This window comes from Thermoactinomyces sp. DSM 45892 (assembly GCF_900107305.1).
Classification (GTDB): Bacteria; Bacillota; Bacilli; order Thermoactinomycetales; family Thermoactinomycetaceae; genus Baia.
The window spans coordinates 67,367-79,749 of record NZ_FNPL01000009.1; the positions used below are offsets into that span (position 1 = coordinate 67,367).

Here is a 12,383-nt window from a genome sequence, read left to right on the forward strand (position 1 = left end):
AATGGTTCGAAAGAAGAAAGAAATTGAGGATTTAAAAAGAGGGGACCCGGTTACATTCCGGGTTCCCAAAGATATTGGAGACGACGAATTGGCGTATTTGAATGCGTCCCGAAAAATCGAAGGGAATCCGTATGTGTCGAGACTTGTTCTAGAGACAATACGCCAAAAAGTAAGGGAGAATGAGATGCGGATTCCGTTAGATCGTCCCCTGACAGCAGAAGAGCAGCGTATTTTCAACATACCGGAGGTAAAATCCATTATTAAAAATATGGCTATGGCTTGCTTGAGAGATGAACCAGTACAACTAGGTTTCATAGGGAATACCCCTAAAAGAGAGGATTCCGCTATGATATCAGATGTTACAGGATATAGACCTAAAAATGAGAGTTCTTACGATTTGTTAAGTGATTTAGAAGGATAATATGTTATTCTTAAAAAGAAACATGTGTATGAAAAGAGCATTTAAACAGGACGAAAAACCCGCTTCTCGTAATGAGATAGCGGGTTTTTTCTTTGCAGGTTAGAGGAAAGCCGATGATAAGGATTTTCTCTAACCCTAAGTATATCATCATTTTGATTGCGATTTACGATTTCGTTTTGGTTTCAAACCTGCTGCGAGTACAAAATCAGTCCAAGAGCCAAAGTGATATATTCCCTTTCGTGAAAGAGGTTCCGGAACGTCTTTTATCATTGGTGATTCTGTATTGTTGTCTTTGGCCCATTGCTGGAGTTCTTCGATCAATACTTGATGAGAAAGGTCTTTTGAGTGAAAACTAGTTTTTTTATCCCTTGGCTTGATAGGAACAAAAGTGATTTTTTCCTCAAATAAATCCTCAATATCGCAATTAAAAACCTCTTTTAGATAATAAGCGGCCTCTAGTGACGGAACAACACCATTTCCCAAGTATTGACTTACTAATGGACGGGAAAGACCCCCCGCATCGGCAAGATTTTTTCGTGGAATTCTGGTCCCGTCTATCTCTATTTGTAACAAAATTTGTTTCAATCGGTTTGTTAACTTAACGTGCATTTCGTTCTCTGATGATAATAAATCAAAGTTTGGCGTAAATCTATCAAGCTTCTTAGGGCCTAATAATTGGCGGAGGGATTGCAGAAATTCTAGTTCATCCGTTTTATTTTTGGTTCCGTCAAAAGAGGATATACGCTTTTCGATTTCCATAAGGGCCTGTTTTCGTGACATGTATCATTTCTCCTTAAAGGTCGTTGATTGAGTTTATTATATGTAATTTAAGTCAATTAATCAACAATAAATAAATTAATGATTATATAATTGACAAATTAAGTTTAAATATATAAAATAAAAAATGTACCAGAGTACACCATACAAAGGAGAAGGACCTGATATGTATTTTAAAAATGCTCGCCACGAAAGATTATTTCACACCATTGTAGGCGGCTTTGAGGATTGGCAACAAATGGATAGAGAGTGCCTATCATGTGCGTATGCGTTTTCGGCGACAGAGAAGACGGAAATAAAATCCTTTTTCGACAAAAAGGGAATCGAAGTAGAGAAATTGAAAAAAGCATCCCATCTAAGTGGTCGACTTCTGAAATGGCTTTGATTGAATTAGGCTTTCAGTTATTCAAAAGTAGGTATCACAGTTTTCGTGATGAAAATAATTTAATTACTGATATCATGTGGAGTATGGATGAAGAGAATACGAAAGTTGTTATGTGGGCGTTGACAATGCGCTATTCAACTGGAGGGATAAACATATGGAAATTAAACAAATGACAGTCGCCGAAGTGAATCAATATGAGCCTAGCTTTGACCAAGTAATTAATACTCTCAAGAATTGGGGTTATTCGGATGAATTGGAAGAAGCGTTTGTAACAGTAGCGAATGATGAGAGAGCATACAACAACGCAGTAGCTTCAATCCATCTACATAAAACAATAGATGGACGTGTCATAGGTCGTATTCACTATGAACTAGGCACTACCGTGAAGGGCAAATATATGTCACTACTCATCCATGCAAGAGGAAATGAAGAGCTTGAAACGTATTACAAACAAAAGATAGCAGAATACGACGATGACAGTGTAAGTTATGACGGTTATATACAAATTGATGACGAGGATACAAGTTCTATACACAATACTTTAGAAGAATGGGGTATAAAAGTAGTGGTTTGAAATGGTTAAGGAAGGGATGTCCCCCTTCCTTCTTCTATTTATTATATAGGGAGGATTATTAGGAATAATGTAGTAGTGTAATTGTAAACAGCCATCCCCCTATAAGGAGAGTTCGAAATGGAGCAAGCAGAAAATGATTTAGTAGTCTTCGATCCAGAGGTTACGGAGTCGATCCAGCAGTACAAGCAATCTTTCACCAAAAAAATGATTCTCCACAAATGGAAAAGAATAGGAAAAAGAACGAGAGCAGCATATCAATTGCCAACAGCAGAAAAACGAAGATTGTTAGAAGATGCATATACCGATCTGAAAGAACTTATTTATGATTCGTACTATGAAGACTTTGATAAAGAGCGAACGGAAGTCCAGTTATGCGGTTGGTTTGGCCACTGTGGTTGGGTATCCAATCAATTAGAAAGGCGTCCCGATATGGTGTCATGGTTAGAGCTACAACAGTTATTTATCCAGTTGGAAGCTGAGAATCTACTACAAATAGACGAAAGAGGATGCCTAGTATAGCGCATCCTCTTATTTTATTAAAAATAAAAAACATTGTTTATATGTTGACTAATTTATTTAAAATATATATAATAAGAATATAAGGAGGTGAGAACAAATGAGCAAAGATCACAAGCCTTTACAGAATAAAAAAGAGTGGGACAAAAAGTCCACTCAAGAGCAACAAGCGTATCTTGATCGTCAAAAAGAAATCGCAAAAGAGCAACAGCGCAAAAGTAAGTAGTCATTAGTCGATTTAGGAGGGTCTAGCCACCCTCCTAAATAAAAGAAAAATTCTATTACCATCATTATACTATTCCAGAGGGAGAGATTACAATGAGTCAGATTTCACCCCCCTTTACAGATGAAATGATGAATCATCCAGCTTGTGAAAGAGTGGTTCATGAAGAAGGTACAGACACAGTTATTGCGATTGATTATTTGTTTCCGAATTCATTTAGTATCTAACAAAAGGATTACTCCTATTAGCATTAGGGGTAATCCTTAATGATATAGGAGGCATGACAGATGGTGAGCGGAATTAAAAGAGTAGTCAAAGAATTAGAGTCCGAGATTCAGCGATTGGAAGGTTTGAAAAGTGGTTTCGATACTGAACAAAGTAGTTTTACATTTAATGGAGTTATTGAAAACTGTATCATTGGCCGCGTGATTGATGGGGCAATGGTGTATGATCATATCAACCAGATTGATTCGAAGATACAACAGAAACGGGCCGCAATCAAAGCATTAAACGATGGTTTATCAAAGGAGGTTGATTACAATTCATAGATTACGAATAGGTGACATCCATCCATTGTGGACGTTTCCCTCTAATCTAAAAGGTGTTTATAGTAAAAGAGGGATTATCACCACTTACATTTGTAACAACTTAGTTTACCTGTATATAACAGATGGTGAGCCGGATATCCCGCTAGGTACAGAGGTATATATCCATGTCCGAAGGTTCTTTTATTATGAGACAGAACAAGAGTATACGGACCGTCTGGAACAAGAAGCAAGGCGCAAAAAGGCAACAGAAGAAGAGGAAAAGCAAGCGAAGATAAGGAGGGCGGAGCGGTCACGCAAGGTGAGAACAGAAGCCGAAGAATTTAACGCCAGTCTCAAAATACCTGTTTTATGGACATCTGGTATAAAGGATGTTTTAAGCGGCCTAAGTGCTAATTCTTGGGGAGATGGTCGAAAGAGTTCCACCGTTGAGCACATTCTTCTTTTAGAAGATATCAACGAAGGGAGATTTAAACGATTAAAAGGTGACTTTCTTTGTACTACTTCTAAGGGTTCAAACGGTAGGAATTGGAGTGGTAGCAAGGAGGAAACGAGGACGGATGATGACGGGATTACCTATGTTCCGAAAATTACTTGTAGGGCCTGCTTAAAAGTCGCCGCTAGATGGCAAATGAACTGATATAATCAGATTACTATGTGGAACGAACGGAGGAATGGTCTGAGATGTCTAATCAAAAGAAGGACAAGGAGTACGACTTAAATCAGATTGGTGATATGGTCACTCAATTAATATCTATGGTATCCAGTATGAAAGAGGAAAACATGAAACAGTTCGTAAAAGTCGATGAGCGGTTAAACAACGTGGAATTAAAAGTGGATGGAATTGAAGATAAATTATTGTCTCTAGTTGATAGCCACTATGACAAGGCGCAGGAACTGGACCGCAAGATTGACCGTAAGATTTGGGAAGTTAAGTCGGCAGTTGCAAAGCAGACAGAAGCAAAAAAGCAATAGTGTTACTTTCTAAGCTGGATTCTTATGGAGTCTAGCTTTTTTATATTCTACTGTAAAAACTACTGTAAAAAATTGAAAGTTATATATATCTTTATATCAGGGTAATATTATTATGGTGATAAATAATGAAACCATACTATGATACGAAAGTCGAAATTGAGATACTAGAAACAACGCTAGAAAGATTAGAGCTAGATTACAAATGGTGGCAAGGACAATTAAACCCCTCTAAGCACCCTCCACATATTCCATTGAATGAGTGCGTGGAGAATATGCGAAGGATTGGCAAGCGAATTAATACTTATACCGATTTGTTAGCCCTCCAATACAAGTTAAAAGAAGACATAGAGAAATTGATGTCTACTTATCAAGGAATTGAGGGTAAGATTCTCTATTATCGAGAAGTTAAAGGAATGACTTTGAAACAAATAGCCGAAAATCTAGGCTATAGCTATGCTTACATAAGAAATATTAATAGTCGGCTAAACAAGAAGATGACAATTAGGATACAATCCTGTTCCTAAATCCGTGTTATAATGTTAGTAGGGATTACTGTAAACAAAAAAGGGTCTAGCATTGAAATTGCTAGACCCTTTATATATTGTATAATGGATATGGTAACGGAGTAGGTCGCAACTACCCCGCTAATTAAAACCTGTCTTTAATTTAACGTCTTTGGCTCTCTACCTTTAACAGTAGTGGAGCCAAATTTTTTGCGCTTTTTTTCCATAGATAAAGAGCCGCGGCGTTTTTTGTAAGGAGTAGGGGACCAATACCACCGCCCTTGTTTCTTGCTGAGACGGAACCCTAGCCTGATTAACTCATCTGTAAACGGTTTGGCTAGTTCGTCATCAATCCAAATCCATTCGCCGATGATCTCGATTTCAATAGGAAGATGTATTAAGTCCATGATAATAGCCCGTAGCTTTTCATCGATTTCCTGCTCTTCTTCTTCCGAACGTTGGTACTGGGATTCCTTCGGCTGGTCTGCTTCATGTCTTCCTAGATTTTTTTTCAGTTCTTCATACTCATTGTTGACGGTTGCCATCGCTTCTTCTGACCCGCCTTTGTCTGGATGATTCTTCATCGCTAACATGCGGTATTGCTTGCGTAATTCCATTAAAGATGAAACAGGTGTTGAAAAGTAAAAGTAGTTTGTCATATGTGATCGTCTCCTTATGATGTGATGTAACTGGTGTACATTCGTTATTATGTATAGTTAAAATAAATTAGTCAATAGTTTATTTGTGTTTTTTTATTTATACTTGATAAATTTACTTTAATTATATACAATAAATATGTAACCAGTTACATCACATCATAAAGGAGAGGTTTTCTATGTTGAGCGATCAAGAGATAGTCGATATTCTAAAAGGTACAAAAAAGATGACATTTACGAAAATAGTTGAGGTTGAGCCGGAATGTTTTTCAGATGATATTCTCTCATGGTTGAAGTCGAAGGATTTGAAAATGACACGAGATCAACTTTCTACATGTATTGAAATGATGGAGGATTTTTTACACACAGAAATATGTGACAATGATTTAGGTGGAGCTGTTGAGTGTTATGTGGATGTAACTTTAAGTGAAATGAATTTGTCTTGCGCTCAAGAAATGGGGGAAGAATAATGAAGGCTAGTGAAAACTTTGTCATTCTATCCTCGTATAACAATGATGTTAAAATTCGCACCTGTGATCTATGGCATATACTTGTGAGATATTACGATTATATCTCTACATGGGAATTTCTAGATGAGTATACCTTCGAGGACGCGCGTTATATAGAGATGTATGCAGAGGATGAAGGTTTTGAAATAGAGTTGTTGGACAACAGAATATAAAAGAACAGGATGCATCTTGTAGGCGAGATGCATCCTGTTCTTTTATATTCTACTTCTTTTATTATATATAATATATATTGACTAATTTATTTTAAATGTATATAATAAAAATGTACCCAGTTACATTACACATTTTAGGAGTGGTTAATATGACAGAACGTGAAGAGCTACAAAAGCGATACAATGAGTTAGAAAAAAGTCTTGATAGTAAGATCACTATTTACAACTGGTGTAAGGGTCTTATTGTATTTGGAAGCAATCTTGACACAAAAGCAAACGCTAAAATGAAGATGCTTGAACTTGAACCCATCATTGAGGAACAAGGCAAAGAGTTTGAAGAGATCGAGAAACAACTATCTTTCTCCAAACGAGGTGAATCCCTATGATGGATAAACCTATAGTACGGTATTGTTACAATGTATCTTTCTATGGTGAACCCTCTCGAAAGTTCTATCTGGATGTTACAAAGGATGGTATGTATATGTACTATGAAGCAATGACAAAAAGGAAGGTGTTCGGTGGTACGGGATGGAATACGCATGAGGGATTTGAAGAAGCACAACGACGGTTTAGTAATTGTTTTGTAAATCGTGGGATGAGAGTGAAGAAGATTGATTTGTACCATACAGAAGAGTTATAAGCAATCGAAGAAGCCTGCAGGAATCATTCCTGCAGGCTTCTTCTTGTACCAGTTATATCCACATAAAGGATAGAACTTAAACAGTATATCATATTATTTGATAGGTGGGTATTCTATGGCATTAAAACCACTTCGCCCATGTAATAAGCCGTATTGTAATGAGTTGACCCGTGACCGCTACTGTGAGCATCATATGACAGAGCTAACGCGTAGTGATAGAGAGCGAGAGACCGCAGGCAAGAGAGGATATAATAGGCGGTGGAGGAAGGCGCGAGAGTATCATTTATCTATGTTCCCTGTGTGTGTAGTCTGTGGTAGATCGGCAACAGTAGTAGACCATATTAAGGCACACAAGGGTAATCATTCTTTGTTTTGGGAACCGAACAACTGGCAGAGCATGTGCGCAAGCTGTCACCAAGCGAAAACAAACCGCGAAGATGGTGGATACGGAAATATTTTAAAGCCCCCCCGCAGCTGAAACTTTTTTTCTCTGTCCGTAGACCAGACTGGGGTTTCATACGCACAAAATTCCCTAAATGAAAACTTTTTTTAAGGGAACAAATCCTTTTCTTTACTTATTTTCCCTTTTATTATTTTGGATAAGGAAGGTATAAAATATGGCTAGACCACCACAACCAATAGATTTAATCGTATACAAAGGAAGAAAAAATGTAACTAAAGAGGAAGTTAAGGAACGGAAAAAGCGAGAAGTAAAGGCCCCGTCTGATAAGGTCAAAGCTCCTTCGTATTTACCAACTCATCTAAAAAAAGAGTTCACTAAAATTTCTAAGCAACTAATCGAAGTAGGAATAATGTCCAATCTAGATATAGATGCGTTGGCACGATACTTACTATCGCGTGAAATGTATATAAGGATAAGCGACCAGCTTCTACAAACTGATTTGACTATTACCAAGGTTAAAGAGAAAAAAGATGATCAAGGCAATGTTATTGAAGAAATTACAGAAATCGAAGTTAATAAGACATACTCCAAATTACTCATAAATCAGGATCGTCTTTTTAAGCAGTGTCGGGTTGCGGCTGCCGATTTAGGGCTTACTATTTCATCTAGATGTAAATTAGTTGTTCCGCCCAAAGAAGAAAAGATAGAGAAGACCGAAGAAGAAAAACTGTTTGGTGATGCACTGTGATAGAGTCTTTATTTGCAAGAATATACAATTATAGTCTTGATATAGTAGAAGGAAAGACTATTGCAAGTAAAAAACATATAGCAGCGTGTAGCCGTTTTTTAAAGAATATAGAGGGGATTCCCCACGATGATTACCCCTATGAATTTGATGCGGAAGAGATGTATAAATTCTACAAGTGGTCATGCATGTTCAAACATACAAAAGGTGTACTTGCAGGGAAACGGATTGAATTAACGGATTTTCAATTGTTCGTGTCTGCTAATATATTTTGTTGGAAGCGTAAAGATGATGGGTTGCGTAGGTTCCGGAAGGTTTATATACAGTTGGCCAGAAAGAACGCTAAGTCACAGTTGCTTGCGCTCATATCATCCTATCTAACTTTCTTGTCAAATCAACAAGAGGAATGCTATATAGCTGGATGGGGGCGGGAACAATCGGGTATTGTGTATGGAGAAATATTGGGTCAAATTAAATCTTGTGAGTTAATTAATGATAAGTATAAGGATTCATACGGCCGTATCACTCATTTAAAAAGCGGTTCAGTTATTCAACCGTTGTCAAAAGAAGCGAGAAAAACTGGTGATGGAAAAAATCCAAGTATAGCCGTTATTGATGAGTTCCATGTACATGAAACATCAGAAATATATGATGTTTTGGTATCGGGTATGGTGGCCCGTCCCTCGCCGCTTATTGTGATCATTACAACAGCAGGATTTAATTTGAATGCACCTTGCTTTAAGGAATATCAATATGTATCGAACATTTTAGATTCCAATTCCCCTGTTGAGAATGAAGAGTACTTTATAATGGTGTGCGAATTGGATCGAGATGATGATATAAAAGATGAATCAGTTTGGATCAAGGCAAATCCCATCGTTGCTACTTACGATGAAGGAATGAACTTTCTTCGTAGTGAATTGCGATCCGCGTTGGATGTTCCAGAAAAGATGCGGAATTTCCTAACGAAGAATATGAACCGATGGGTCGACATGAAGGAAAATGGATACATGCCGATGGATCGATGGATGGAGTGTGGAGTCGATCAACTTCCCGATCTGTACGGGTACGAGTGTTTTGTCGGTGTCGACTTGTCGACGAAAATTGATTTAACCTCTATCTCTTTTGTTTTCCCCTATGATGGGAACTATGTTGTAATCAGTCACTCATTCATGCCCGAAGATGCTCTACAGGAGCGGGTGAAGACGGATAAGGTTCCGTATGATTTATGGGTTTCCCAAGGTTGGATTACTACTACACCGGGATCGGTTGTTGACTATCGTTTTATTGAAAGCTACCTTGAGAACAAGGTTTTAAATAACGGATGGATCGTAAAAGAATGTTGTTACGACCCATTTAACGCTACACAATTTGCGCAGCAGCTGGAGACCGAAGGCTACATAATGGTAGAGATACGGCAAGGAATGAAGACTTTATCCGAGCCAACTAAAAATTTTCGTGAACTTGTCCTCTCTAAGAGGATTATTCATGACCGCAATCCTGTTTTGGGTTGGGCGATTGGAAATGCTGTTATTCGGCAAGATCAGAACGAAAACATAATGTTAGATAAGAACAAGTCGTCAAACCGCATTGACCCTATAGCGAGCTTGATTAACGCGCATGTTCGGTCGATGGTAGTGGGTGTGGACCTGAATCACCATATACTGCAAGATGACTTTAGTTTTTAGGAGATTGATTATGTAAAGGATAAGTAACTTTATGTAACGAACTATAGAACATGAGTATAGGAGGGTTAGAGGTAAAAGAGAGATGATTTTATGTATAATCAACAATTAATTGTAGGTCTTGCCGAACTTCCTGATTCATTGGATATTCGTAATACATATCGCTATAAACCTAAAAATGCTCTATGGTCTTCATCTTGGATAGATGGAAGTAGTGCATGGGTTGAATGGTGTCAATTAGAGGATTTTGGTATTCCGGAGGATGGAGTATGGAGTGGATATATCATCCAAGCTCGACCGAATGCGAACATCATACAAATCGATAGCTTTAAAGATTTGGAGAAACTTCACTCTAAATACTCTATCATTTATTCTGCGGATTCTTTTTTTCTAGGAACTCTCGATTTCGAATCCATGCGGAAGAATGGTATAGATGGAATCCATCTTACAGCCAACGGAGAATATGCAACGCGTTACACCAAGACGGGTCTTTATGGATGGGATTGCGAATCTACTTGTTGGCTTAGTTTAGCTTTTGATGTCGTGGAAAGCGTTCAATTTCCCGTTCGTAATATCTAGTAGTATACGTTTACAGGTATTGGGCGAAACTAATAAGCAACCTATAGGTGTTCCTAAGTTAAAGCGGGCTGTCATTTTAAATGATAGCCCGCTTTCTTGCGGTCCTATCGGAACTACTGTAGGCTCACTATTTAGGATGTTTCCGCTGCTTCTTTAGTTCACGATACAATGCGGCCCTACTAACTTGTGTGATTTCGCATATCGCATCTATGGTCATTTTGTTTTGATCTCGTTCGTTTGCCAGCTCAACAGCGTAATTCATACCCTTATGATGCTCATGGTATTTTTTCACCCGTCCTTTGTACTTTCCGTCTGCTTTGGCTTGTGCAATACCCGCCTTTTGTCGCTCCAGCATTAATTCCCGTTCGAATTCGGCGAATGATGCTAGTTGTGTAAGAAATAGTTTTCCTGTGGGAGTAGATACATCAATCTGCGCACCTGCAAAATTTAAGATGACCATGCTTACGCCTTTTTTCTTCAGCTCTTGTGCGACAGTCAAAGCATCGATAGTGGAGCGGGCGAACCGATCCAATTTGGTAAAAACAATTTTGTCGCCTGATTGTGTAATGTGAATCAACTTTTGTAACTCATGTCGGTCATCGAGATTTTTTCCACTTACAATTTCTTGGTAGATGATATCGACCCCATATTTATTTAGTTCATCAATTTGAAGCTTAATATCTTGGTGGTCAGTTGATACCCGTGCATAGCCAAAAACGGCCATAATCTCACCTCTATTTTGAGACATGTATTTGAGACTGTCCCAATGCTGATTATATCAGGAGTGAAAAAATGTATCAATAGACTAGGGTTAATTGAGACATTTTGAGAAATGTGTGATACAATATTCTTACATTGACATATGTAAGTTTCCTATCATTTTCGTACATTCAAAGGAGATATTGAAATGGAATTAACAAAGAACATCAAACACGACATAAACGAAAAGGAAATAATTCAGTGGGTGGCAGATAACGTAGATGAGGGGTGGTTCGACCGACAGTATAACCACTCTAACTTCGGTTGTAAGTGCGGTCGTGGAGAAATGAATAGTGGGACACATCCCCTTGTAGCTTGGTGGACAGAGGATAACATTTTCACGGATAACAATGATGAGGAAATTGAGAAGGATCACTGGTTGTATAATCTTTGCGAGCTTCTTAAAAAACATAACCTCCATAGAGACGGAGGATTGAACGTGTACCATTGTGCAACCTGTGGTGAATGGGCTGTGTGTGCGCACGATGCTTAAAAGGGGAGGGGACTCAAATGTCACATACATTCACTGATTGGTACTGTCCGACTTGTGAAATACATAAGTCAACAAACACCTTTACTTTCGAATCTGACCCTCACATATGCAAATATTGCTACAAGACAATGAAAAAGGTAAAAGAAAGACCGCCTGAGATCATACCTTGCTCATACTGCGGTATAAGAACAGAATATAACAACGAACTTCGCGCATGCTCTAACTGTTACGATATTTGGATTAATGAATTTTGACTTAAAGGGGATAAAAAATGAAAGAAGTAGTTGTAAACAAAGCATACATAATCGATGTTTTGAATTCAGCTAAAAGAGGAAATCCCCGTCGATTGTGTTATGAAAATAAAGTGATTGATGTTTTATACGGCTATCCTGAAGGTTCATGGGCTATCTTTGTTGATAATCGTGGGATTATCAACGAGCATGATATCGACAGGGCAATTTCTACCCTAAATATGTTGTTGAATTCGGATTACGAAAGCACAGGCGTTTTGCCAGAGATGATTCAGGAGCAAGGAGAACCGTGTGATAAATGCACGAAACTTACGGAGTTGTATATGGTCATGGAAGACGGGCGTAAATTATGCCCGCGTTGTAGTCGTATGTAAGATATCATCTATTTCATACATTCGATAGGGAGGTTAATTAATGACTCAGCAAATTAATCCGCTGTTGTTGAAGGAAACGTGGACATGTTCAACCTGCTACCATGTATTCCTCAAAGTTGGGGATTCTGATGACCCCTCAAAGATAACCTGCTTACATTGTGGGAATCAAGAAGGTATTGAGGAATGTTCAGAATGTG

At 38.2% G+C, this 12,383-nt stretch carries 22 protein-coding genes; 19 read left to right on the forward strand and 3 right to left on the reverse strand.

Annotated elements, in window-relative coordinates:
- Nucleotide 1 precedes the first annotated feature (1 nt).
- Nucleotides 2–421 carry a hypothetical protein gene (locus tag BLU58_RS08675; RefSeq protein WP_093291836.1) on the forward strand — a complete coding sequence of 140 codons (420 nt, stop codon included), beginning with the start codon at nt 2–4 and terminating at the stop codon, nt 419–421.
- Nucleotides 422–568: 147 nt separating this feature from the next.
- On the opposite strand, the gene BLU58_RS08680 is transcribed toward BLU58_RS08675, so the two are convergent.
- Nucleotides 569–1,201 (reverse strand): homing endonuclease associated repeat-containing protein, encoded by a 633-nt coding sequence (locus BLU58_RS08680; RefSeq protein ID WP_093291837.1) that lies wholly within the window; start codon nt 1,199–1,201, stop codon nt 569–571.
- 163 nt (nt 1,202–1,364) lie between these two features.
- Here BLU58_RS08680 and BLU58_RS08685 point away from each other — a divergent pair, with 163 nt between their 5' ends.
- From BLU58_RS08685 to BLU58_RS08720, 9 genes are all read left to right on the forward strand, one after another.
- On the forward strand, nt 1,365–1,583 hold the full coding sequence (locus BLU58_RS08685) for a hypothetical protein (protein ID WP_093291838.1): 219 nt from the start codon (nt 1,365–1,367) through the stop codon (nt 1,581–1,583).
- A gap of 154 nt (nt 1,584–1,737) precedes the next feature.
- Entirely contained in the window at nt 1,738–2,157 is a 420-nt protein-coding gene (locus tag BLU58_RS08695) for a hypothetical protein (protein ID WP_093291840.1), read from the forward strand.
- A gap of 117 nt (nt 2,158–2,274) precedes the next feature.
- Nucleotides 2,275–2,676 carry a hypothetical protein gene (locus tag BLU58_RS08700; protein ID WP_093291841.1) on the forward strand — a complete coding sequence of 134 codons (402 nt, stop codon included), beginning with the start codon at nt 2,275–2,277 and terminating at the stop codon, nt 2,674–2,676.
- A 97-nt stretch (nt 2,677–2,773) separates the two neighbouring features.
- On the forward strand, nt 2,774–2,899 hold the full coding sequence (locus BLU58_RS16920) for a hypothetical protein (RefSeq protein ID WP_255404661.1): 126 nt from the start codon (nt 2,774–2,776) through the stop codon (nt 2,897–2,899).
- Between the two features lie 92 nt (nt 2,900–2,991).
- On the forward strand, nt 2,992–3,123 hold the full coding sequence (locus tag BLU58_RS16925) for a hypothetical protein (RefSeq protein WP_255404662.1): 132 nt from the start codon (nt 2,992–2,994) through the stop codon (nt 3,121–3,123).
- A gap of 60 nt (nt 3,124–3,183) precedes the next feature.
- Complete coding sequence (locus tag BLU58_RS08705) at nt 3,184–3,444, forward strand: hypothetical protein (protein ID WP_093291842.1); 261 nt, start codon at nt 3,184–3,186, stop codon at nt 3,442–3,444.
- A complete protein-coding gene (locus BLU58_RS08710) occupies nt 3,428–4,081 on the forward strand; it encodes a hypothetical protein (RefSeq protein WP_093291843.1) in 654 nt (217 codons plus the stop codon). The genes BLU58_RS08705 and BLU58_RS08710 overlap by 17 nt, the downstream gene beginning before the upstream one ends.
- 44 nt (nt 4,082–4,125) lie before the next feature.
- A complete protein-coding gene (locus BLU58_RS08715) occupies nt 4,126–4,416 on the forward strand; it encodes a hypothetical protein (protein ID WP_093291844.1) in 291 nt (96 codons plus the stop codon).
- A 125-nt stretch (nt 4,417–4,541) separates the two neighbouring features.
- A complete protein-coding gene (locus tag BLU58_RS08720; protein WP_093291845.1) occupies nt 4,542–4,940 on the forward strand; it encodes a hypothetical protein in 399 nt (132 codons plus the stop codon).
- 137 nt (nt 4,941–5,077) lie between these two features.
- Here the strand turns inward: BLU58_RS08720 and BLU58_RS08725 are convergent, their stop codons facing one another.
- Nucleotides 5,078–5,578 carry a J domain-containing protein gene (locus BLU58_RS08725; protein ID WP_093291846.1) on the reverse strand — a complete coding sequence of 167 codons (501 nt, stop codon included), beginning with the start codon at nt 5,576–5,578 and terminating at the stop codon, nt 5,078–5,080.
- A 179-nt stretch (nt 5,579–5,757) separates the two neighbouring features.
- On the opposite strand from BLU58_RS08725, the gene BLU58_RS08730 reads away from it, so the two are divergent.
- From BLU58_RS08730 to BLU58_RS08765, 7 genes are all read left to right on the forward strand, one after another.
- Nucleotides 5,758–6,045 carry a hypothetical protein gene (locus BLU58_RS08730; RefSeq protein WP_143123747.1) on the forward strand — a complete coding sequence of 96 codons (288 nt, stop codon included), beginning with the start codon at nt 5,758–5,760 and terminating at the stop codon, nt 6,043–6,045.
- Nucleotides 6,046–6,406: 361 nt separating this feature from the next.
- The gene (locus BLU58_RS08740) at nt 6,407–6,643 is read left to right on the forward strand and encodes a hypothetical protein (protein WP_093291849.1); all 237 of its coding nucleotides are present in this window, start codon (nt 6,407–6,409) and stop codon (nt 6,641–6,643) included.
- A gap of 95 nt (nt 6,644–6,738) precedes the next feature.
- Nucleotides 6,739–6,897, forward strand: a complete 159-nt coding sequence (locus BLU58_RS16405; protein WP_176786577.1) for a hypothetical protein — start codon at nt 6,739–6,741, stop codon at nt 6,895–6,897.
- 115 nt (nt 6,898–7,012) lie between these two features.
- Nucleotides 7,013–7,375 (forward strand): HNH endonuclease signature motif containing protein, encoded by a 363-nt coding sequence (locus BLU58_RS08750; RefSeq protein WP_093291851.1) that lies wholly within the window; start codon nt 7,013–7,015, stop codon nt 7,373–7,375.
- Between the two features lie 139 nt (nt 7,376–7,514).
- On the forward strand, nt 7,515–8,048 hold the full coding sequence (locus BLU58_RS08755) for a phage terminase small subunit P27 family (RefSeq protein ID WP_093291852.1): 534 nt from the start codon (nt 7,515–7,517) through the stop codon (nt 8,046–8,048).
- Complete coding sequence (locus BLU58_RS08760; RefSeq protein ID WP_369813723.1) at nt 8,048–9,733, forward strand: terminase large subunit; 1,686 nt, start codon at nt 8,048–8,050, stop codon at nt 9,731–9,733. Before BLU58_RS08755 ends, BLU58_RS08760 begins: the two co-directional genes overlap by 1 nt.
- 90 nt (nt 9,734–9,823) lie before the next feature.
- Nucleotides 9,824–10,309: a hypothetical protein gene (locus BLU58_RS08765; RefSeq protein WP_093291853.1), complete on the forward strand. Its 486-nt coding sequence runs from the start codon at nt 9,824–9,826 to the stop codon at nt 10,307–10,309.
- A gap of 127 nt (nt 10,310–10,436) precedes the next feature.
- On the opposite strand, the gene BLU58_RS08770 is transcribed toward BLU58_RS08765, so the two are convergent.
- A complete protein-coding gene (locus BLU58_RS08770) occupies nt 10,437–11,057 on the reverse strand; it encodes a recombinase family protein (RefSeq protein WP_093291854.1) in 621 nt (206 codons plus the stop codon).
- Between the two features lie 159 nt (nt 11,058–11,216).
- Between BLU58_RS08770 and BLU58_RS08775 the strand changes: the two genes are divergently transcribed.
- Together BLU58_RS08775 and BLU58_RS08780 are read left to right on the forward strand one after the other, a co-directional pair.
- Nucleotides 11,217–11,561, forward strand: coding sequence for a hypothetical protein (locus BLU58_RS08775; RefSeq protein ID WP_093291855.1), 345 nt, complete (start codon nt 11,217–11,219; stop codon nt 11,559–11,561).
- Between the two features lie 271 nt (nt 11,562–11,832).
- On the forward strand, nt 11,833–12,186 hold the full coding sequence (locus BLU58_RS08780) for a hypothetical protein (protein WP_093291856.1): 354 nt from the start codon (nt 11,833–11,835) through the stop codon (nt 12,184–12,186).
- Nucleotides 12,187–12,383: the final 197 nt, after the last annotated feature.